Source organism: Pseudarcicella hirudinis (assembly GCF_900115665.1).
GTDB classification, from domain to species: Bacteria; Bacteroidota; Bacteroidia; order Cytophagales; family Spirosomataceae; genus Pseudarcicella; species Pseudarcicella hirudinis.
Genome location: NZ_FOXH01000001.1, coordinates 283180 through 302355 on the forward strand (window position 1 = coordinate 283180; position 19176 = coordinate 302355).

Annotated in this window: 13 protein-coding genes; 11 read left to right on the plus strand and 2 right to left on the minus strand. The window is 38.8% G+C overall.

Going from position 1 to position 19176, the window contains the following annotated elements:
• The first annotated feature begins 137 nt into the window (after positions 1–137).
• The 4 genes from BM179_RS00985 to BM179_RS01000 all read left to right on the plus strand — a co-directional run bounded on the left by BM179_RS00985 (position 138) and on the right by BM179_RS01000 (position 8467).
• Positions 138–1715 (plus strand): sulfatase family protein, encoded by a 1578-nt coding sequence (locus tag BM179_RS00985; RefSeq protein ID WP_092010785.1) that lies wholly within the window; start codon positions 138–140, stop codon positions 1713–1715.
• A gap of 409 nt (positions 1716–2124) precedes the next feature.
• Entirely contained in the window at positions 2125–5592 is a 3468-nt protein-coding gene (locus BM179_RS00990; RefSeq protein WP_092010788.1) for a ThuA domain-containing protein, read from the plus strand.
• A gap of 183 nt (positions 5593–5775) precedes the next feature.
• Positions 5776–6549 carry a ThuA domain-containing protein gene (locus BM179_RS00995; protein ID WP_092010791.1) on the plus strand — a complete coding sequence of 258 codons (774 nt, stop codon included), beginning with the start codon at positions 5776–5778 and terminating at the stop codon, positions 6547–6549.
• A 1-nt stretch (position 6550) separates the two neighbouring features.
• Positions 6551–8467 carry a 7TMR-DISM family protein gene (locus BM179_RS01000; protein ID WP_229632871.1) on the plus strand — a complete coding sequence of 639 codons (1917 nt, stop codon included), beginning with the start codon at positions 6551–6553 and terminating at the stop codon, positions 8465–8467.
• A gap of 252 nt (positions 8468–8719) precedes the next feature.
• Here the strand turns inward: BM179_RS01000 and BM179_RS01005 are convergent, their stop codons facing one another.
• The gene (locus tag BM179_RS01005; RefSeq protein ID WP_092010794.1) at positions 8720–9010 is read right to left on the minus strand and encodes a hypothetical protein; all 291 of its coding nucleotides are present in this window, start codon (positions 9008–9010) and stop codon (positions 8720–8722) included.
• A gap of 78 nt (positions 9011–9088) precedes the next feature.
• Here BM179_RS01005 and BM179_RS01010 point away from each other — a divergent pair, with 78 nt between their 5' ends.
• The 7 genes from BM179_RS01010 (at position 9089) to BM179_RS25505 (ending at position 18659) form a co-directional block, all read left to right on the plus strand.
• The gene (locus BM179_RS01010) at positions 9089–9679 is read left to right on the plus strand and encodes a Crp/Fnr family transcriptional regulator (RefSeq protein WP_092010797.1); all 591 of its coding nucleotides are present in this window, start codon (positions 9089–9091) and stop codon (positions 9677–9679) included.
• Between the two features lie 425 nt (positions 9680–10104).
• On the plus strand, positions 10105–10491 hold the full coding sequence (locus tag BM179_RS01015) for a winged helix-turn-helix transcriptional regulator (RefSeq protein ID WP_092010800.1): 387 nt from the start codon (positions 10105–10107) through the stop codon (positions 10489–10491).
• 400 nt (positions 10492–10891) lie between these two features.
• Positions 10892–12151 (plus strand): YdcF family protein, encoded by a 1260-nt coding sequence (locus BM179_RS01025; RefSeq protein WP_092010806.1) that lies wholly within the window; start codon positions 10892–10894, stop codon positions 12149–12151.
• Between the two features lie 51 nt (positions 12152–12202).
• The gene (locus BM179_RS01030) at positions 12203–13141 is read left to right on the plus strand and encodes a hypothetical protein (protein WP_229632872.1); all 939 of its coding nucleotides are present in this window, start codon (positions 12203–12205) and stop codon (positions 13139–13141) included.
• 40 nt (positions 13142–13181) lie between these two features.
• On the plus strand, positions 13182–16523 hold the full coding sequence (locus BM179_RS01035) for a SusC/RagA family TonB-linked outer membrane protein (protein ID WP_092010809.1): 3342 nt from the start codon (positions 13182–13184) through the stop codon (positions 16521–16523).
• Between the two features lie 72 nt (positions 16524–16595).
• Positions 16596–18122, plus strand: a complete 1527-nt coding sequence (locus BM179_RS01040) for a RagB/SusD family nutrient uptake outer membrane protein (protein WP_092010812.1) — start codon at positions 16596–16598, stop codon at positions 18120–18122.
• Between the two features lie 393 nt (positions 18123–18515).
• Positions 18516–18659, plus strand: a complete 144-nt coding sequence (locus tag BM179_RS25505) for a hypothetical protein (protein ID WP_218159130.1) — start codon at positions 18516–18518, stop codon at positions 18657–18659.
• Positions 18660–18828: 169 nt separating this feature from the next.
• Here the strand turns inward: BM179_RS25505 and BM179_RS01045 are convergent, their stop codons facing one another.
• A complete protein-coding gene (locus tag BM179_RS01045; RefSeq protein ID WP_092010814.1) occupies positions 18829–19080 on the minus strand; it encodes a hypothetical protein in 252 nt (83 codons plus the stop codon).
• Positions 19081–19176: the final 96 nt, after the last annotated feature.

Genomic DNA, 19176 nt, shown 5'->3' on the forward strand with positions numbered 1-19176 from the left:
TCTTCTTCCGGCACATCCTCTGGCCAAATCTGCTTTTATTGATTTATAGTTTAGGGTCTAAGGTATTGGAGTACTAATGATAAGATTTGTACTTTTACCAATTGATACACATTTCTTATAAAAACAATACTTGCTTCATGATAAATAAAAAGTTCAGATTACCCGCCAGATTCCTTGTGCTGTTTGCTATTTTACCGGCAGTTTTTCTGGCCGGATTTAAAATAATCAGTAATCCGGATAAGAGACCTAATATCCTGGTAATTTATGCTGATGATTTGGGTTATGGAGATGTAAGTGCTTACAAAAGAGGTACTTTAAAGACACCTAATATTGATGAGCTGGCAAATGGAGGCGTTCGTTTTACCAATGGTTATGCTACCTCCTCAACCTGTACGCCAAGCCGCTTTGCTTTTCTGACCGGAAGCTATCCCTGGCGGACGAAAGGTACAAGTATTTTACCGGGAGATGCTCCGCTACTGATAGATACAAGTACCCTTACGCTTCCGAAAATGCTTAAAAAGGCCGGATATTTCACCGGAGTAGTTGGAAAATGGCATCTGGGCCTGGGAAGCGGAAATCTCGACTGGAACAAAGAAATTCAAAAAAGTCCGAACGACGTTGGATTTGATTATTCCTACATTATGGCGGCTACCAACGACCGTGTACCTACAGTGTTTGTAGAGAACAGAAAAGTAGCAGGATTAGACCCCGCGGATCCTTTATTGGTTGATTATCAGAAAAACTTTGCAGGAGAACCGACAGCTATTTCCAATCCTGAGCTTATGACGAAGCTTAAATGGCAGCACGGACACAACCAGAGTGTACATAACGGAGTACCGAGAATAGGATATATGAAAGGTGGCAAATCTGCATTATGGGTTGATGAGGACATGGCAGATATATTTCTGAACAAAGTCAAATCGTTTATAGACGATCATCATCCTGCCAGAACAGGTAAGCCGTTTTTCATGTATTATGCCCTGCATGAACCTCATGTACCCCGTGTCCCTAATGCGCGTTTTGTTGGTAAATCAGGAATGGGGCCACGCGGAGATGCAATTCTTGAAGCAGACTGGTGTGTAGGAGAGATTATGAAAAAGCTGAAAAAAGAAGGTCTGTTAGAAAATACCCTCGTGGTCTTTTCAAGTGATAATGGCCCTGTATTAAATGATGGTTATTATGATGAAGCTGTTGAAAAATTAGGGAAACATACTCCTTCCGGAGGATTAAGAGGAGGAAAATATAGTTTGTTTGAAGCAGGAGCAAAAGTTCCGTTTATTGCCTGCTGGAAAGGCGTTACCAAAACTATGATTTCAGATGCAGTAATCTGCCAGGTTGATTTAATGGCCTCATTTGCCAAGTTGGCCGGTGTGAAAAATTCTTCTCCGGATAGCAAGGATTTGCTGAATGTCCTGATCGGAAAATCAGAAAAGGGCAGAAACGAACTGGTGCTGGAAGCTTCTGGAAGGCTGGCCTTCAGACAAGGAAATTTCCTTTTGATTCCTCCCGGCAAAGGCCAGAAGATAATCCGGGATGTGAATATTGAAACCGGACTTTCTCCGGAGTTTCAATTGTATGATCTGGCAAAAGATTCCGGACAAATGCATAATATTGCCAGACAATATCCTCAGCTAAGAGAAAAAATGCTGATTGCTATGCAAAAAATAGTAGGAGACCAATCCAAAATCAATACAAAAGAGCTTGAATTGAAATAAATAACAAATCTTCCGTTGCAGTGACACCTTACTAAAACTCTGCAACGGAAGAATGTAACCTGTCTATGGCGATGGCGTATATATGTAATCGTTCATACATATATATCCCTTATCAAATAATAATCTTCGATAAGTTTAAAAAATCCGGAAATAATTAAGTGTATTGCCCTTCTGTTCAAATCCTGTCTTATTGAGCTGTTAATCGTTGATTATCAAGGAATAATCAAGTGAATTGTTTCGGGCCTAAAGTGTATTATTTTTATTGTAAGTATCTGTTTTTCAGTTTTTTATAAAAAATATTGCTTGATTTTGAAATTAATGATCAATACTTTTACACCGGAATTTTTCGGGACAGCCATTCAGAAAGACAACTCCTGACTTAGCCATGCAACTATGATTATTTAAATATATGCTTTTACCAAAATCAAACTCTATTTTTAAAACAGGCTCATTAGCCCTTGTTATCCTTGCTTTTATCTTATGCTCTGCCGGAATTTCCGGTAACCGGGCAGGAAAATTAAAAGTGCTGGTCTTTTCCAGAACCAAAGGCTGGAAACATACTTCTATTCCTTATGGTATTGCTGCCATTCGTAAGCTTGGTATCGAAAATGGCTTCGACGTAGATACTACCACTAATGCGACGCTTTTCAATGAACCTAACCTGAAACAATATGCTGCTGTAATTTTTAACTGTACCACCGGAAATGTATTAAATGCTGAACAGCAAACGGCTTTTGAAAGATATATTCAGGCAGGAGGGGGTTATGTTGGTATCCACTCTGCCGCAGATACCGAATATGACTGGCCCTGGTATGACAAGCTGATGGGGGCACATTTTTCAAGCCATCCGCATAATCCGAATGTCAGAAAAGCAACGGTTGAAGTAACAGACAAATCCCATATTTCTATGAAAGGCCTTCCGGACAAATGGGAGCGGACAGATGAATGGTACAATTATAAATCCTTTTATTCGGGTATCAATATTCTCGCTTATCTTGATGAAAATAGTTATGAAGGCGGAACTAACGGGGCAAAACACCCTATTGCCTGGTATCATGAATTTGATGGAGGAAGAGCTTTTTATACCGGAGGGGGACATGAGGATTCCAGCTATACAGAACCACTTTTTCTTCAGCATTTGTTGGGAGGTATCAGATATGCTATGGGAGAAAATGTTACCCTGGATTTCAGTAAATCATATGCCAAAGTTATTCCGGAACAGAACCGTTTCGTGAAAACAGTTCTGGTTAATGACCTGAATGCTCCGATGGAACTAGCCGTTGCAGAAGATGGCAGAATCTTTTTTACAGAAATGAATGGTAAGCTTTCTCTGTACGATACAAAAACCAATAAGTACGCTCTGGTACATAAATTTCAGGTGGCTATGATTGGCGGCACAGGATTGATGGGCGTAACATTAGACCCCGGATTTTCGAGAAATCATTATATCTATCTGTACTATTCCCCTCCGGTTTTGGATGAACCGATTGATTTTAATCTTTCCCGATTTACACTAAATCCTGATAATACCCTGAACCTTTCTTCTGAAAAGGTTCTTTTGAAAGTTCCCGTACAAAAGGTAAGCGGCGCTCACCACGGAGGATCACTAGCCTGGGATAAAAACGGAAATCTGTACCTGTCGACCGGAGATAGTTCAAGTCCTTTTCCTTCAGACGGATATGCTCCGATTGATGAACGCAGCGGAAGTGAATACTATAGCCTGGATTCTCAGAGATCTTCGGCAAATACCAATGATTTTAAAGGAAAAGTATTGAGGATTCACCCGGAAGCAGATGGAAGTTATACTATTCCGGAAGGAAATCTTTTCCCGAAAGGTACTGCCGGAACAAAGCCTGAAATATATGTAATGGGCTGCCGGAATCCATATAGAATTGCTGTAAACCCTCATAGTTCTGTCTTATACTGGGGTGAAATTGGCCCCGACGCCGGAAAAGACAGCATTCAGGGCCCAAGAGGGTATGATGAATTTAATCAGGCAAAAAAAGCAGGGAATTATGGATGGCCGTATTTCGTCGGAAATAATTACGCTTATGCCAAATGGGATTTTACAACTAAAACCGCCGGGCCAAAATTTATTGCTGAAGCACCAGTAAACAATTCGCCTAACAACACCGGCCTGAAGCAACTGCCTCCTGCCCAACCAGCCATGATCTGGTATCCTTATGCCGCCTCAAAGGAATTTCCGGAGCTTGGCTTGGGAGGTAGAAGTGCAATGGCCGGTTCTTTTTACTCTTTTGATAAAACCGCCTCTTCTAAAAACAAATTTCCTGAATACTACGACGGAAAACTGTTTGTCTTCGACTGGATGAGAAACTGGGTGATTGCTTTAGATTTTGACAAAAATGAAAATTACCTGAGAAGTGAGCCTTTCATGGCCACTCAGGGGGATTTCAGACGCCCGATCGACCTTACTTTTGGAAAAGACGGAGTGATGTATATGCTTGAATATGGTTCGGTATATGGCGCAGACAATGATGATGCCCGCCTGGTGAAAATAGAATATAACAGCGGCAACCGTCCTCCTTTGGCTAAAGCCAGTATCTCGGATTCTGTTGTGGCAGCTCATATTAACCAGACGGTTTTCCTTACTTCGGAAACTAAAAATGTGCCTGAATTAAGAGAAATTGCCGGAAAAGCTCCTTTGAGAGTGCTATTCAGCAGTAAAGGAAGTAAAGATCCGGATGATGATGACAGACTTAGCTATGAATGGTTATTTGATGGAAAGACCGTAGGTTCTGTAATGCCGAATCCGGCTTTTACCTATCAGAAACCCGGTGTATATAAAGCAGTACTGAAAGTAAGCGATCAGAGTGGCTTCAGTAATACTGACACACTGATTGTAAAAGTCGGGAATGTTAAACCAAAAGTAGTAATTGAAACCCCTGGTAATAAATCTTTCTTCTGGGACAAAAAACCTTTTGTTTACAAAGTGAAAGTGAGTGATGAGGAAGATAAAACAATCGATCCTAAGAAAATTAAAGTACTTTTCGATTATAATGCGCAACCTGCTTTACTGGACGCTGAGGCTAAAAACAGCAAAGCAGGAACAGATATAGAAACGAATACTGTCGGTAAAAATCTGATGAATAGCAGCGATTGTAAAGCCTGTCATACCATCGACAAAGTATCTGTAGGGCCGGCTTTGATTGAAGTTGCAAAACGCTATAAAGGCCAAAAAGAAGCTCCTTTGATGCTGGCAAAGAAAATTATCAGCGGAGGTGGTGGAAACTGGGGTACTGAGCATGTAATGAGTGCACACCCGCAGGTTTCATTACAGGATGCCCAGGAAATGGTGGATTATATCTTCTCTTTGACAAATCGGAAAAAACAGAAAACCAAACTTCCTGTGCAGAGCAGCATTACCCTGAAAGAGCACAGTGAGAATGATGTCAGAGGAAGATATACTTTGTCTGCAAGTTATACTGATAATGGTAGTAAATCAGTCGGGCCAATTACAGGTTCTGAGCAGATAAGTCTCAGAAATGCCAAAGTAAAAACTGCTTTTGCTGATGGATACAGCGGATTTCCAAGATTCGGAAACCGTCTTTCGGAGGGGGATCATAAATCTTATATTTTCTTTAAAGATATTGATCTTACCGGCATAAAAGGCTTTACTTATGAGTACGGTTCTCAGAAAAAAGACGGAGAAATAGAGGTTAGAATAGATTCTCAGGCAGGCCCTGTTATCAGCAGAACGGCTTACAAGGCAACCGGCGACCTGAAAAATCTTCAGCATATCAGAGGAAATCTGAATAACCCTGTTTCCGGAAAACATGATGTGTATTTCTTTGTAATTAAGAAAGATAAACCAAATGACAATATCATCCTTCTTACAGAAATTGATTTTGAAGAATAATTTTAAAACTCTGTGAACTATTAATTGACGAGCAGGCCTCCCGGATTTAGTGTCTTTCGGGGGGCTTCTGCTTTTTAAAACACTGTTTTAATTTTACAGATAATGAATCCAGAGGCAGACAGCTTTCCGGAAAATTAATGACATTTTGCAAAACCATTATTTTTTGAGTTTTTTCACAAAAGCATGAAAGCAGTTTTAAAACTTTTAACCATATTTTTTCTCCTAAGCGGTGCTTTAGCCTGCTCCGGGCAGAATAGCAAGCCCGAATTTAAAGTATTAGTGCTGGCAGAAAACGGAGGACATCATATTCTCTTTTCACAACGTGCCGCTATCTGGCTCGATAAACTGGCTCAGGAAAGAAATTTCTCTGTGGAATATCTTCAAAATACCGAAAAGGTTAATGAAAAATATCTGTCTCAGTTTCAACTGTTTATCCAGCTGGATTATCCGCCTTATGGTTGGACTAAAGAAGCAGAAACGGCTTTTGTGAAATATATTTCGGAAGGAAAAGGGGGCTGGATTGGTTTGCATCATGCTACTTTATTAGGAGAATTTGACGGTTTTAAAATGTGGGACTGGTTTTCTGATTTTATGGGAGGAATCAGATATAAAAACTATATTCCGACTTTTGTGTCAGGGAAAGTGAATGTTGAAAAGAGCAGCCATCCGGTGATGAAAAATGTTCCTTCCTCTTTTCAGATCAATCAGGAGGAATGGTACATTTATGATAAAAGTCCAAGGAAAAATGTACAGGTATTAGCCAGTGTGGATGAATCTTCTTATCAGCCCGAAACAGGAATTAAAATGGGAGATCATCCTGTAGTCTGGACAAATCCGGCTTTTAAGGCCAGGAATATTTATATTTTTATGGGACATTCACCAAAGCTGTTTGAAAATGAGGCTTACGTTCAGTTGTTCAAAAATGCTATTTTCTGGGCGGCAAATCAAAAACAGTAAAATGTTCAGACTGTCTGGCGGAATATATGCTTTGTTTTTATGGCTGACAGGCATTTTAATGCTTGTTCAGGATCCATGTTTCGCTCAGAAAGAAGTGCGGATTACTGACTCTGAAGAGGAGCACAGGTTATTGTACAATGAGATAGAATACCTCGAAGATAAAAACGCTTCCCTGACAATAAATGCAATCAGAGAGTCGGCATGGAGTAAGTTGTTCAAACCAACTCCCGAACATACTTTTAAAAACTATCATACAAAGAGCATTTACTGGCTCCGGCTCAAAATAAATGCAGATAATCTTTCTGAAAAAAGATGGATTTTAGAGTTTTTTGACCAGACTATTGACGAAATAACGGTCTTTGTCCCGGATAATAACGGCCATTTTTCTGTGAAAAACATGGGAGATAAATATCCGTTTAAATTCCGGAATTTCTCTCATAAAAACTTTACCGTAAACATCAATCCGGATGCCGGAAGGAATAAAATCTATTATGTCCGTCTGAGATCGCACGAAATTTCAAATATTATCATTTACCTGCGCTCTCTGAACCGCTTTATTGCCTATGGGTTGTATGAATATTTTTTCTTTGGGATATTCTATGGAATGATATTGGTTTTCAGCCTTTACAACTTCATGATGTATCTGGCTTTCAGACAAAAACAATATCTGTATTACGTTGCGTATAATATAAGCGTTAGTCTTTATCAATTGTGTACAGAAGGACTGGCTTATCAGTTTTTATGGCCATCGTTTCCGGTTTGGAATCAATATGCTTATGGCATAGCGCTTTTCTTTGTCAGTATATCGATCTTATTATTTTCTCAAAGTATCCTTCAACTCAGAAAAAATGCCCCGAAACTGTATCAGCTTATTAATTGGACAATTGTGTTAAGAACGCTGTACTTTCTGATTTGTCTGGTTTTTAAAAACGACTGGTTTATCTATAAAATCGTTGAAATTGTGCCTTTATTGGTATGTTATTATTGTGGTTGTTACAGTTTATACAAAAAATATCCTCCGGCCAAATACATTGTAATAGGTTATAGTTTTCTTTTGGCTGGCTTTTTTATCAAGCTATTCCGTGCCCTCGAACTGGAATGGTTACCTCACTCTTTATTCATTTATTACAGTTTGAGTTTTGGGTTTGTGATGGAAATGATTTTCCTGTCATTTGCGATTGGAGAGCGGGTAAGAGTGCTTAAAATTGAAAAAGAAAAAGCACAGAGGCATACGATTGAACAAATGCAGCAAAATGAAAAATTACAAAAAATAATCAACCAGGAGCTGGAAGAACAGATCAGAGCGAGGACGAAGGAAATTATTGAAAAGTCAGAAATTATTGATAAACAGAATAAAGAACTTACGGAAAGAAACCAGTTACTGAAAGAGCAATCTGAAGAAATTTCCCTGATGCTGGTGTTGCTGGAGCAGGATAATCAGTCTTTGCAGACAGATATTGAGAAAGTTACCCGCGACAGAGTCATGTCAAAAGAGGTAGATTTTGCAGAATTCAGCCGGGTTTATCCGGATAAGGAAACCTGCCTCAAGTACCTGGCCGATCTGAAATGGAGTAAAGGATATGTTTGCCTGAAATGTGGTAACAAGGAATTTTATCCGGGAAGTTTTCACAGCCGAAGGTGTACAAAATGTGCATATGAAGAATCTGCCGCCATGCACACCATGCTTGAAAATGTCAGAATTCCCATTAATAAAGCATTTTACATCATTTTTCTGGTTTATTCTTCCGGAGGAAAAATTTCCTCTTACAAACTTTCCGAATTATTATCTATTCGCCAGGGAACTTGCTGGACGTACGGAAGCCGGATAAAAAAACTGATGCAGGAACGGAAAAAGGAAATCAGAAATATGGGAGAAGAAGGATGGAGCAAATTGCTTTTAGAGAATATTACCAGATAATAAGCCTTTTGTAAAGATACTGAAAAGAATCAGGTAAGCTTAAAACCGATTTTATAAAACCTGTAATAAACTTCCTGATTTTCATAAATTAGTATGTTGTTATCCGGGTACTGTTCTAAAAATCCATACGAATAAACGCAAGAATCTCCGGAAAAACAAAAGAATGTATTGCTATATTTATCGTGCCAGAAACAAAAGTCTTTCCTGCTAAAACAAATTTCCATAAATAGACAGTTGTTTCCGGATAACTTATCAGCTTAAAAAATTAAAGAGAATAATAGCAAGATGCACACTGGTACTCAGTAAAAAGGCTCTTGCCACCCATAGCATCGGCTGTGCAGACAAAACCGGGATCACCACCATAAAAAAACAGGTGATACAGCAAGCCAGCTGCCAGTCTCCGCCATGATAAGTATTCATACTGAGCAGGGTGAGAGGAGCCAGTACATTTGCCTGAATCATGATCGCTGCGGCAGACCAGATTGCTCTGTTGTTTTCTGCTTTTAATGCAAAATTTGTCGGATAATTACTAGGAGTTTCCATGATCTGATATGTTAAATTTGTATCACAAAGTTGAGTGCTAATGTTCACTCACATTTATGACATAAATCATATCGGACTATGATTCCAGCAGAAATTTTAGAGCAGTTCGGGGCTTCTCAGAAAGTATTGAAAAAAGGTGAAATCCTATTTCAGGAGACTGAGGAAGCAAGATTTTACTATCAGATTATTACAGGTGAAGTGAAGATGCTTAACTGGAATAGTGAAGGAAAGGAGTTTATTCAGGGAATTTTTACTGATGGACAGAGTTTTGGAGAACCTGCACTTTTTGGCAGATTTCCATATCCTGCCTCTGTGATTGCTTCCCGGCAAACCTTATTGTATAAATTATCTTTTGACCAGTTAATGGAACTGTTAAAATACAATTTTGAAATACACCTTTCTTTCACCGAAATTCTTTCAAGAAGACTGCAGTATAAAGCTATGATTATGAAAGAAATCTCAAATCATGATGCCGAACATCAGATTACTACTTTGATGAAGTATCTGAAAAGACAAGCGGCTGTGAAAGGCCCGTTTGAAGTAAAACTGACCAGGCAGAATATTGCGGACATGACCGGGCTGCGGGTAGAAACGGTGATAAGAACCATCAAAGCGATGGTACAGCAGCATAAATTAATTATGAAAGACAGAAAAGTATATCTTCCCTGAATAATTTTGGCGAAAATTAAAATTACCCTGACAGATTCTATCAGGGTAATGCAAAAATTCTCCTATTTTAATTATGCCCTTTTCGATTTGTAAGAGACTTGGCATCCCCATTAAGGGATTAAATATCAATGTTTTCATGCTGTTTTACAATCCTGAAAAAACTGTAATGTAACCAATTGATAATTAACTTAATTCAATGGCTGTTTTTGTGTAATGAAATGATCTTTTAGCTTTTCATTGTGAAAATTTGACCGTATTTGTGTAATGTTTTGATTGTCAGATGTATACAGTATTTTGGTCTCTCCCTGATTGCTTATTTAATATTTTTTCTTTGTAAAGTGATTTGTATCTTTGTTTAGTCAATTTAATGAACAATAGCTCGGAAACGCCTGAATATGGGATTGTCGTTTCCAAAGAGATAAAAGATGGAAGAAAAGCAGGTAGAAAAGAATCACGCAGATTGTGGGGCACATTTAATGGCAATTCGTGATGCATTGGATATTTTAAATGGCAAGTGGAAAATTGCTATAATCGGTTCATTAAGTTTCAGAAAAATGCGGTTTATGGATTTGATGAGAGAAGTTGAAGGAATTACCGCTAAAATGCTTTCAAAAGAATTAAAAGACCTTGAAGTTAATGAGCTGGTAAAAAGAACTGTTTATGATACAAAACCTGTAACAGTTGAGTATGAACTGACAACCTATGGTAAATCCCTGGAGAAAGTAATAAATGAACTTGCCGATTGGGGAACGCAGCATAGAAAAAGAATTATGTCTGCTGATAAAAAAACCTTGGAAGAATTTGCCGGATAACGATCATTATTTTTTGGAGGAATGACAAAAGCACAGAATGATATACATTCTGTGCTTTTGTTTTAATGGTGTATTTTTTTATTTGAAATGCCTTAAAAAAATGATGAATTTGATTATAGTATTTCAAGTATGTTTTTTGGTGTATGAAAATCCCTTCAAAAATCATTTTTTGGAATTTCTTCGAATAGTTCAATTTTTCCATCAGAACAGTATATAACTCTTCGGTTCTGCCAAAACTATCCTTCAGATTTAACATTTAGATATTCATTCTGTCACTTTGGGATAAAATACGACGGGTAAATTTGTGCCTTATAAATCCTGTATCAGTTCAAGTTTGAAAGTTAAAAGATTTACCGGAGAAAGCATGTAATTCTTCAGTAAGTCAAAAGGTATTAAATATATGAAAAGAATAGTTTACGTTCTTCTTTTTCTGGCATCCATCAATATTTCCTCAGGTCTGAATCCCGGTCCCAAACCTGGCTACCGGTTGATTCAAAAGCCTGGCTTTGTCCAATCCAAAAACTATTACCTGTTAACCTTATTCCAGCAGATTCCTGCGGTAAAAGAACTTCTTTCAAAAGATCAGATATTAACGGCTATTCTGAAAAATAAGTTGTCAGCGATTGGCAGTGCGTCAAAAAATTGTCAGACAAATCCTTTTTGTATTACAGAAAAAATGAAGTTCAGTGCTTTGGAGATTTCGGAAATCGGAGCAAGGCTGAAAGCACTTTACAGTCCTGAAAATTCTTTGGGAAAACTGATAAATGAACACCTTATTCCTTCCGGAACTTATATTTTATTTCAAAAATTACCTCCTGCGGATTTGTTGCTGAAAGCCTGGGAACAGGATGCCAATGGAATAAACTTTACGATCGGGGTATATGCTGAAGGAAAGAAAGCCAATTATCCTCTGATAGATTCTACCGGTTTTCATGTTCAGTCAAAAAACTATAATCAGTTTGTCGGAGACCTGAATACTGCTTTATTCGAAGAATGTAAAAAAACAACCCTTTTCTTCCTGCCTTCAATGACAGCTTCTCTGTGGTTACTGGAATTGAATGAAAGAGAGCAGGCCGCAGATTTTGAACCAATGGTTTCAACGGTCAACAAAGCGGCTTTTGAAAAAATTAAGACCATACAGTGGAAAAATTATTCTTACACCCTGATCTTAATTCCCGGTTCCGGACCTGATGATACTAAAGTTCCCTTAAGTGCTGAAGGAATGTTGAGATGTCGCGTAGCTGCTTTGCGTTATTTTGAGGGTTTAGCACCTTTTTTAGTGGTTTCCGGAGGAAATGTACATCCCTATAAAACCAAATATAACGAGGCTTTTGAAATGAGGAAATTTCTCATTGAAAAACTGAAAGTCCCGGCCAGCGCTGTTATTCTGGAACCGCATGCCAGACATACTACCACCAATATGCGGAATACTGTCAGATTGATTTTCCGCTACGGAATGCCCTATGAAAAGCCATGTATTACTTCTACCTCTAAATCGCAAAGTCTTTATATTCAGGAGTTAAATCTTGACAAAAGATGTGAAAAAGAGCTGAATCATGTTCCTTATCGCAAAGGAAAGCGACTTTCAGAGACAGAAGCGGAGTTTTACCCTGTTATTGACGCCCTTCACATTAATCCTTTAGAACCTCTTGATCCCTAAATGTATGCAAATCTCAAACGATTCATTTAACCCAATTCTAAAGTCTGATGTATGGAATCAAAATGTAAATCCTTCGGTTTATCTAAGCTGATTGCCGGGAAACTGTCATTGAAGACAAATACTGTTCCGGTTCTTTTCCTGCTTGGAATCTGTATGATGTCTTATACAGTTTCTACCCATGAAATTGCCCTTTCCGTCCGGAAAACATTCAATATAGATTCATTAGGGGCCTGTCAGGGAGTGAGCGTCCTGAATGGCAAGGTCTTTCTTTACGGAGACAGAGAAGTAGGAATGATCAGAGAATATACTCACGAGCAGGATTCCCTCAGATATACCGGAAATGAGTATAAACTGACACTGGAAGGAAAAGACCTGATCAATCATCCTACCGGAATAGCCTGTCATGAGAAATTACCCACATTTATCGGAAACAGCATTCGCCTGAATCCTGAAGGTACACGCTGGAAAGCAGTGATTTACTGCGTTGACTGGAAAGGTTTGCAAAAAACACATACCCTCGACGGAAATTTACTTAATACCATTGAAGATGATGCCTGTATTCAGGGAACGAGACCTGAATATGTTAAATATCAGAACAAATGGTTTGTTGCAACAGCTGATTACGGAAACAAAAGCAATGAAGTGCGTATATACGATCCGTCAGCGTTGAAAAAGGCTTCTAAAACTTCTGAAAATGGAGTTCTTGTTAAGAAATTCAGCTGCGGCCCCTGGGTGCAGAATCTTCACTGGATCGCTGACAAAAATATACTTGTACTCATCCAGAATCAGATAGAAGGCCGTCGCTGGAGATTCACTTTTCTGGATTTCAGCAAATCTATGGAAACGGGGCATGAAGTAATACTGAAAACCATAGACTTCGATAAAACGGATGAGCTGGAGGGATTTGCTTTAATCGGCAAAAGCAATAAAGGTATTGCCGTTACTTCATCAAGGAAAGCTAATGTTCACTTCACGGAATCCGGCTGGTAAAATTTTAATCACAACCCAATTTATTTTAACAATTAAGCTAATGCAAAAACAATTACAAAAACAGGTATGGCTGAGAGCCATCCTCCTGTTGATTGTAGTGTCCGGCGTAATGAAGTCTCATACTTCTCATGCCGCTCCTCTAATAATCAGACATCAGAAGTCGGCAAACTTTGCTGTAACCGGAGTGGTTACAGATGAAAAAGGGCAGGTTATGCCCGGCGTGAATGTTCTGGATAAAACAACCAGAAAAGGAACTGTAACAGATGCTAACGGAAAATATACGATTTCAGTAGCCGAAGGTACAAAACTTGTATTTTCTTTCGTAGGTTATGAAACAAAGGAAGTAGCTGTAGGAAATTCAGGTGCAGTAATCAACGTACAACTGGTAGAAGGGGCTTATCAGCTTCAGGAAGTTGTTGCAATCGGATATTCTACAGTTCGCAAGAGTGATATTACCGGTGCTGTTTCCAGCGTAAAAGCAAAGGAATTAAACCTTTCTACACCAACAGTCGGACAGGCTTTGGTTGGTAAAGTGGCCGGTGTTCAGGTTTCTCAGGTGAGCGGAGCGCCTTACGTAAGTACTAAAATCAGAGTAAGAGGTGTTGGCTCAATCAATGCCAGCTCTGATCCTTTGTATGTTGTTGACGGTTATCCGGTTGGAAATGACTTATTTATCAACCCTAATGACATCGAAACCATTGACATTCTGAAAGATGCGGCTTCTGCGGCCATTTATGGTTCAAGAGCTGCCGGAGGGGTTGTCATTATTACAACTAAAAGAGGAAAAGACGGAAAAGGTGTATTTCAATATGATGTACAGTACGGATTGAATCAATTGAGTAAGAAAGTAGATCTTCTTAATTCGGAGCAGGCTGCACAATTATTGATTGACGGACATAATAATACCTATCGTGACCTGGTAGTAAATGCAGGAAAGCCCTGGACTGATGCCATGTTTTCAGATGATAATGCCACACGTGTTGCCAAAGTAGGAAATGCCTCTTCTGTAAGTATTCCGGCAGAATTTTATGATTTTGCTTCTCAAAAACTCATTAAACCGAAATACAACACAGATTGGCAGGATGAATTGTATCAGACCAGTATGATGCAGAGACATAATCTCTCATTTGCCGGAGGAAACAGCACAAGCAGATATTCAATCAGCGGTGGATATATGAGTCAGCCGGGGATTATCAAAAGCACCAAACAGGAACGTTATAATTTCAGAGCGAATATTGACGGACAAGTTAGTAAAAAGCTGAAAGTTGCCGGAAACCTGGCTGTTACTTCTAATACAAACCGTGAAGTTCAGGAAGGTCGTTTCAATCAGGGGCCTATCCTGGGAGCTTTGGTTTACATGCCTTTTTTCAGAGCTTATAATGACGACGGAAGTTTGAGAAAAAATGAAATGGCAGGACTTTCTTCTCAGTACGCTTACCAAACTATTGAAAACCCGGTTGCTTTAGCGACAGAAACACATATTTCAAGAAAAGGTTTGCGGGGAACATTTAGCGGAAATGCAACGTATGAAATTTTACCTGGTTTATCAGGAAAAGTAAACGTTGGTTTGCAGACATATAATGAAAAATATGAGTTCTATTCGCCTACAACTTTGAGTAATGGTGCTAACCCTCCGGGCTCTCCTCAGGCAATTGCTGCGGCAAACTCAGTAGCTCAGAATCGTAATGAAACAGATAAACTGGTAGAATTTACAGCCAATTATAACAAGCAATTCGGTTCTCACGGCATCAGTGCTTTAGCCGGATATACTGCCCAGCAACTTGATATTGACCAGATCAGTCTTTCCGCAAACGGTTACCAGAATGACAGAATTGAAGAAATTACAGGAAAAGGAGCTGATCCGAGTAACTTAACCCTGAATACAGGAACAACTGGTACATTTAAGTCAACCACTACATTGCTGTCATATTTAAGCCGTGTAGCTTATAATTACAAGGAGAAATATTTCCTGACAGCTTCTTTCAGACGAGATGCTTCTTCCCGTTTTGGCCCTTTGAACCGTTGGGGTAATTTCCCTTCTGTTTCAGCAAGCTGGAATGTTTCTCAGGAATCTTTTTTCAATGAAAAATTCGGAGAAAAATACTCTCTTAAACTTCGTGCAAGCTGGGGGTTGAGTGGAAATAACAACATCGGTAACTATAACTACCTTCAGACCATGTCGAGCCCGGTAGGAGTTGTTTTTGGAAACAATACTATCCAGTCTGCTATCGCACCTAACTCTATCCGTGATTTAAGTCTTGGTTGGGAATCTACCTCTCAATACAATTTCGGAGCAGATATCGGTCTTTTCAATAACCGTGTTTTTGTGATTGCCAACTACTATATCAGTCAGTCTTCTGATTTATTATTTAACCAGCCTGTATCTGCTGTTTCAGGAGTTTCTTCTGTCTTAACCAACCTGAAAGGTTCGAAAGTGCAGAATAAAGGGCTTGATTTACAGATTGATACACGTGTAATTCAAAGTTCTGACTTCCGTCTGAACGTAAGCGGAAACATTTCAATCAACAGAAATGAAGTGCTGGATATGGGTGGTTCAAACACGATTATCACTAACGGTGCAGAGCGTTCATATCTTACACACATCACTCAGGAAGGACAGCCAATCGGTATGTTCTATGGTTTTAAAGTGAAAGGAATGGTTCGCCAGTCGGATATGGAAAATATTGCTGCTGATAATGCAGCCTATAATTCTGCTACGCAATCTTTCCCTAAAGGTTATGTAATCAAAGGCCCGGCACGTTCTACTGCCTCAAGTAATCCTTTGAAACCTGGAGATCTTTATTTCGAAGATGTAAACGGAGATGGTGTAGTAAATGATCTTGACAAAACAATCATCGGAACGCCATATCCTAAATTTACTTATGGTTTTGCCATTTCTGCCACTTACAAAAACCTGGATTTCAGTTCTTCATTTAATGGTTCTTATGGTAACCAGGTATTGGACGGACAGGATTATTACATCTACAACATGGAAGGATCAGGAAATCAGTATGCTTCAGTAGCGGATCGTTACAGATCTGAAGCTGAGCCAGGAAACGGAATGGTTTACAGAGCCTCACGCGGGGGAACACAAAGTAACAGTACACGTCTTTCAACATTCTATCTGCAGGATGGTTCATTCCTTCGCTGTACCAATATGACGGTAGGTTTTACCCTGCCTGAAAAATGGTTAGGTTCTCAGAAAGCTATCTCAAATGCCAGAATTTACATAGGTGTTGACAATGCTTTCACCCTTACCAAATACAAAGGATATAACCCTGAGGTTGATTACAACAACGGAGCAAACCTGACTCCGGGGGTTGATTATGGAAAGTATCCGTTGATGCGAGCTTATAACATCGGTGCTAAACTTACTTTCTGATTTAAAAAGGGGGTTTTTGTACAAACACGAAAATCTCCTGGTACTCAAAGTCTGACTTAAAAAACTGAAATAATGATAAAGAAATTCTTAGTAATAATCACCTTGACTACATTGTTTACCGGATGTAGTGAAGACTTCCTTTCGCAGACAGACCCGAACGCGGTAGCTGCAAAGGATTATTTTCAATCTGAAAATGACGTACTTCTGGCTGTAAATGGCGTTTACCAGTCTTTGCGCAGCTCAAATAATATCGGAGAAAACAGCGGACTTTATACAGACGAGCGCTCGGATGATGCTGGTAGAAACGATAACCAGTCTAACGCCGGAGAACCGTTTCAGTTCAATGATTTTTCTATTCTGCCAAGTAATACTTATCTGAAAAGCCACTGGCTTTCCCTTTACCAGACGATTACACGTTGTAATCAGGTTACCTCAAATATTGATAAAGTAACGTTTGTAGTGCCTGCCAATAAAGATCAGTATAATGCAGAAGTAAAATTTATTCGTGCCCTCACTTATTTCCACCTGGTGCGTAAATGGGGAGATGTTCCGTTGATTACCAAACAGTTAAATACGACAGGTGAAATCGCCTCAAACACTTTCAGAGAGAAGAAAGAAAAAGTGTATGAACAAATCGTAGCTGATCTGAAGGAAGCTGTATCAAGCGGACTGCCTAACCAGCAGCCACTTACGGGAAAAGGAAGAGTGTCAAAAGCAGCAGCAAATGCCTTGCTGGGACAGGTTTATCTTACCATGGCAACAACACTTGATCAGGGTAACAGAACTACGAATCTGAATAATGCCAAAACGTATCTTAAAGCTGCTTACGATATGAGAGCTTTCGGTAATCTGAAAGAAATCCCTTATGCTGATGTTTTTGATGTAAACAAGAAATCTACCAATGCGGAGATTATTTTTCAGATTGTAAATAAGCAGGGGGATCTCAATTATTCTTCATCTATTGCGGCAAATAATCAGGCTAAAGGAGAAACTATTAACTCTTTGAAACCTAGCAGCGGAGTAGGGGGAAATGTAAAAGCTGACTTGGTAAAAGAATATGAAGACAATGACCTTCGTAAAGACTTCTCTATCAAATATGCTAATGATGCTTCGGTAAAAGATTGGTACATTACTAAATTCAGAGATGCGAGTGCCGCAGCCGGAACCAGCGGTTATGGCGGAAACGACTGGCCTTTACTTCGATACGCTGATGTAATATTAATGTTGGCAGAAGTGAACCTTTACCTGGGTGATGAGGCTTCAGCGATTCAGTATCTTAATTTAGTTCGTGAAAGAGCTAATATGCCAAACTACCAGACTTCATTAAACAATGAGAATTACAGTAAGAAATTCCCGACATTGAAACTGGCCATTTTGCATGAAAGAAGAGTGGAACTGGCATTTGAGCACCATCGTTGGTTTGATTTGCTTCGATTCTTTACTTCAGCCGAATTAGTTACTTATATGCAGGCTAAATCACAGGCAGATTACGGAACCGCTAAGGTTTCCAATTTCGGGACCAAAGATTATTATTTCCCTATTCCGTTTGATGAGTACAAATTGAATCCGGAGAAAATGTATCAGAATCCAGGGTATTAGAAATTACCTGAAATAAACAGCACAAAACCCTAAATCCGAATTAAGCCAGGTTTTAGGGTTTTGTGTTTAAACCAGATGTACATCCTGCCGTACTGATGCTTTTAAGGTAAAAGGAATGTATAGCCTGAAGAATTGAATGATAGAATAAGGTTTTTTCTGTCGGAAAATAAAAAAGAATCCTCGTAGAAAATATGGAGGAGAGAGATGTAAGAATCGGTAGAGAGAAGAACTGGTATTGTGTTTGGATAATAAAAATTATAAATATTCTTATTTTATCAGTTTTATTCTACGAATAAACATATTTTTAAAAAATAATTAACATCTGATAAGTGATTTTTTTTATATCTTTAGAATAAGATTAATAGCACCCTTAACTACTAAACTAAATTTTATATGTCTGATTACCACTATCACAAGTATCTTGGGAGTAAGCCCAGGAAACGAAAAATGAAACTATGGACCAGAATTGTACTTTTCATAGCTGCTGTCGGTTTAGTCGGCTTAATAATCACCATTCTGACTAAGAAAGTGATTTAAATACCGGATGACTTTAAAAGGCTTTCATTTATGTGCTGAATGGGAGCCGTTTTTTACAACTTGTTCCTCGTTAATAATTTCATAGACTACGAAAAACCCCGATAAGTCAGATATTCTGAAAATTACCGGGGTACTTGATAAAAGGTATTAATTCCGGAATTTTATCGGATTAGTTCACTTTTTTAGCCTCTTCTTTCGCTTTTTTAGCTTCATGCTTAGCTTCGTGTTTCGCTTTTGCAGTAGCTTCTTTAGCTTCGTGTTTTACTTCTTTGGCTTCTTCCTTAGCTTTTTTAGCTTCATGTTTAGCCTCGTGTTTAGCCTCTTTTGTGGCAGTTTTAGCAGTTTCTTGAGGTGTTTGAGCGAATGCACTTACTGAAAGAACAAATGCACTGAATGCAGCAACAAAAAATTTAGTTTTCATAACAAATTTTAATTTAAGAGATTGAAGGAATGTTTAAACTGTTAAGGTAACTGGTATTTTGAGTATTTAGTAAGGAAAACGTTTAATGCAAAACGG

Bases quoted from the DNA above. Each gene is read 5' to 3' on its own strand.
- BM179_RS01010 (WP_092010797.1), top strand. From the start codon at position 9,089: ATGATTCCAGCAGAAATTTTAGAGCAGTTCGGGGCTTCTCAGAAAGTA.
- BM179_RS00990 (WP_092010788.1), top strand. From the start codon at position 2,125: ATGCTTTTACCAAAATCAAACTCTATTTTTAAAACAGGCTCATTAGCC.
- BM179_RS01045 (WP_092010814.1), bottom strand. From the start codon at position 19,080: ATGAAAACTAAATTTTTTGTTGCTGCATTCAGTGCATTTGTTCTTTCA.
- BM179_RS25505 (WP_218159130.1), top strand. From the start codon at position 18,516: ATGTCTGATTACCACTATCACAAGTATCTTGGGAGTAAGCCCAGGAAA.
- BM179_RS01035 (WP_092010809.1), top strand. From the start codon at position 13,182: ATGCAAAAACAATTACAAAAACAGGTATGGCTGAGAGCCATCCTCCTG.
- BM179_RS00985 (WP_092010785.1), top strand. From the start codon at position 138: ATGATAAATAAAAAGTTCAGATTACCCGCCAGATTCCTTGTGCTGTTT.
- BM179_RS01000 (WP_229632871.1), top strand. From the start codon at position 6,551: ATGTTCAGACTGTCTGGCGGAATATATGCTTTGTTTTTATGGCTGACA.
- BM179_RS01005 (WP_092010794.1), bottom strand. From the start codon at position 9,010: ATGGAAACTCCTAGTAATTATCCGACAAATTTTGCATTAAAAGCAGAA.
- BM179_RS01015 (WP_092010800.1), top strand. From the start codon at position 10,105: ATGGAAGAAAAGCAGGTAGAAAAGAATCACGCAGATTGTGGGGCACAT.
- BM179_RS01030 (WP_229632872.1), top strand. From the start codon at position 12,203: ATGGAATCAAAATGTAAATCCTTCGGTTTATCTAAGCTGATTGCCGGG.
- BM179_RS00995 (WP_092010791.1), top strand. From the start codon at position 5,776: ATGAAAGCAGTTTTAAAACTTTTAACCATATTTTTTCTCCTAAGCGGT.
- BM179_RS01040 (WP_092010812.1), top strand. From the start codon at position 16,596: ATGATAAAGAAATTCTTAGTAATAATCACCTTGACTACATTGTTTACC.
- BM179_RS01025 (WP_092010806.1), top strand. From the start codon at position 10,892: ATGAAAAGAATAGTTTACGTTCTTCTTTTTCTGGCATCCATCAATATT.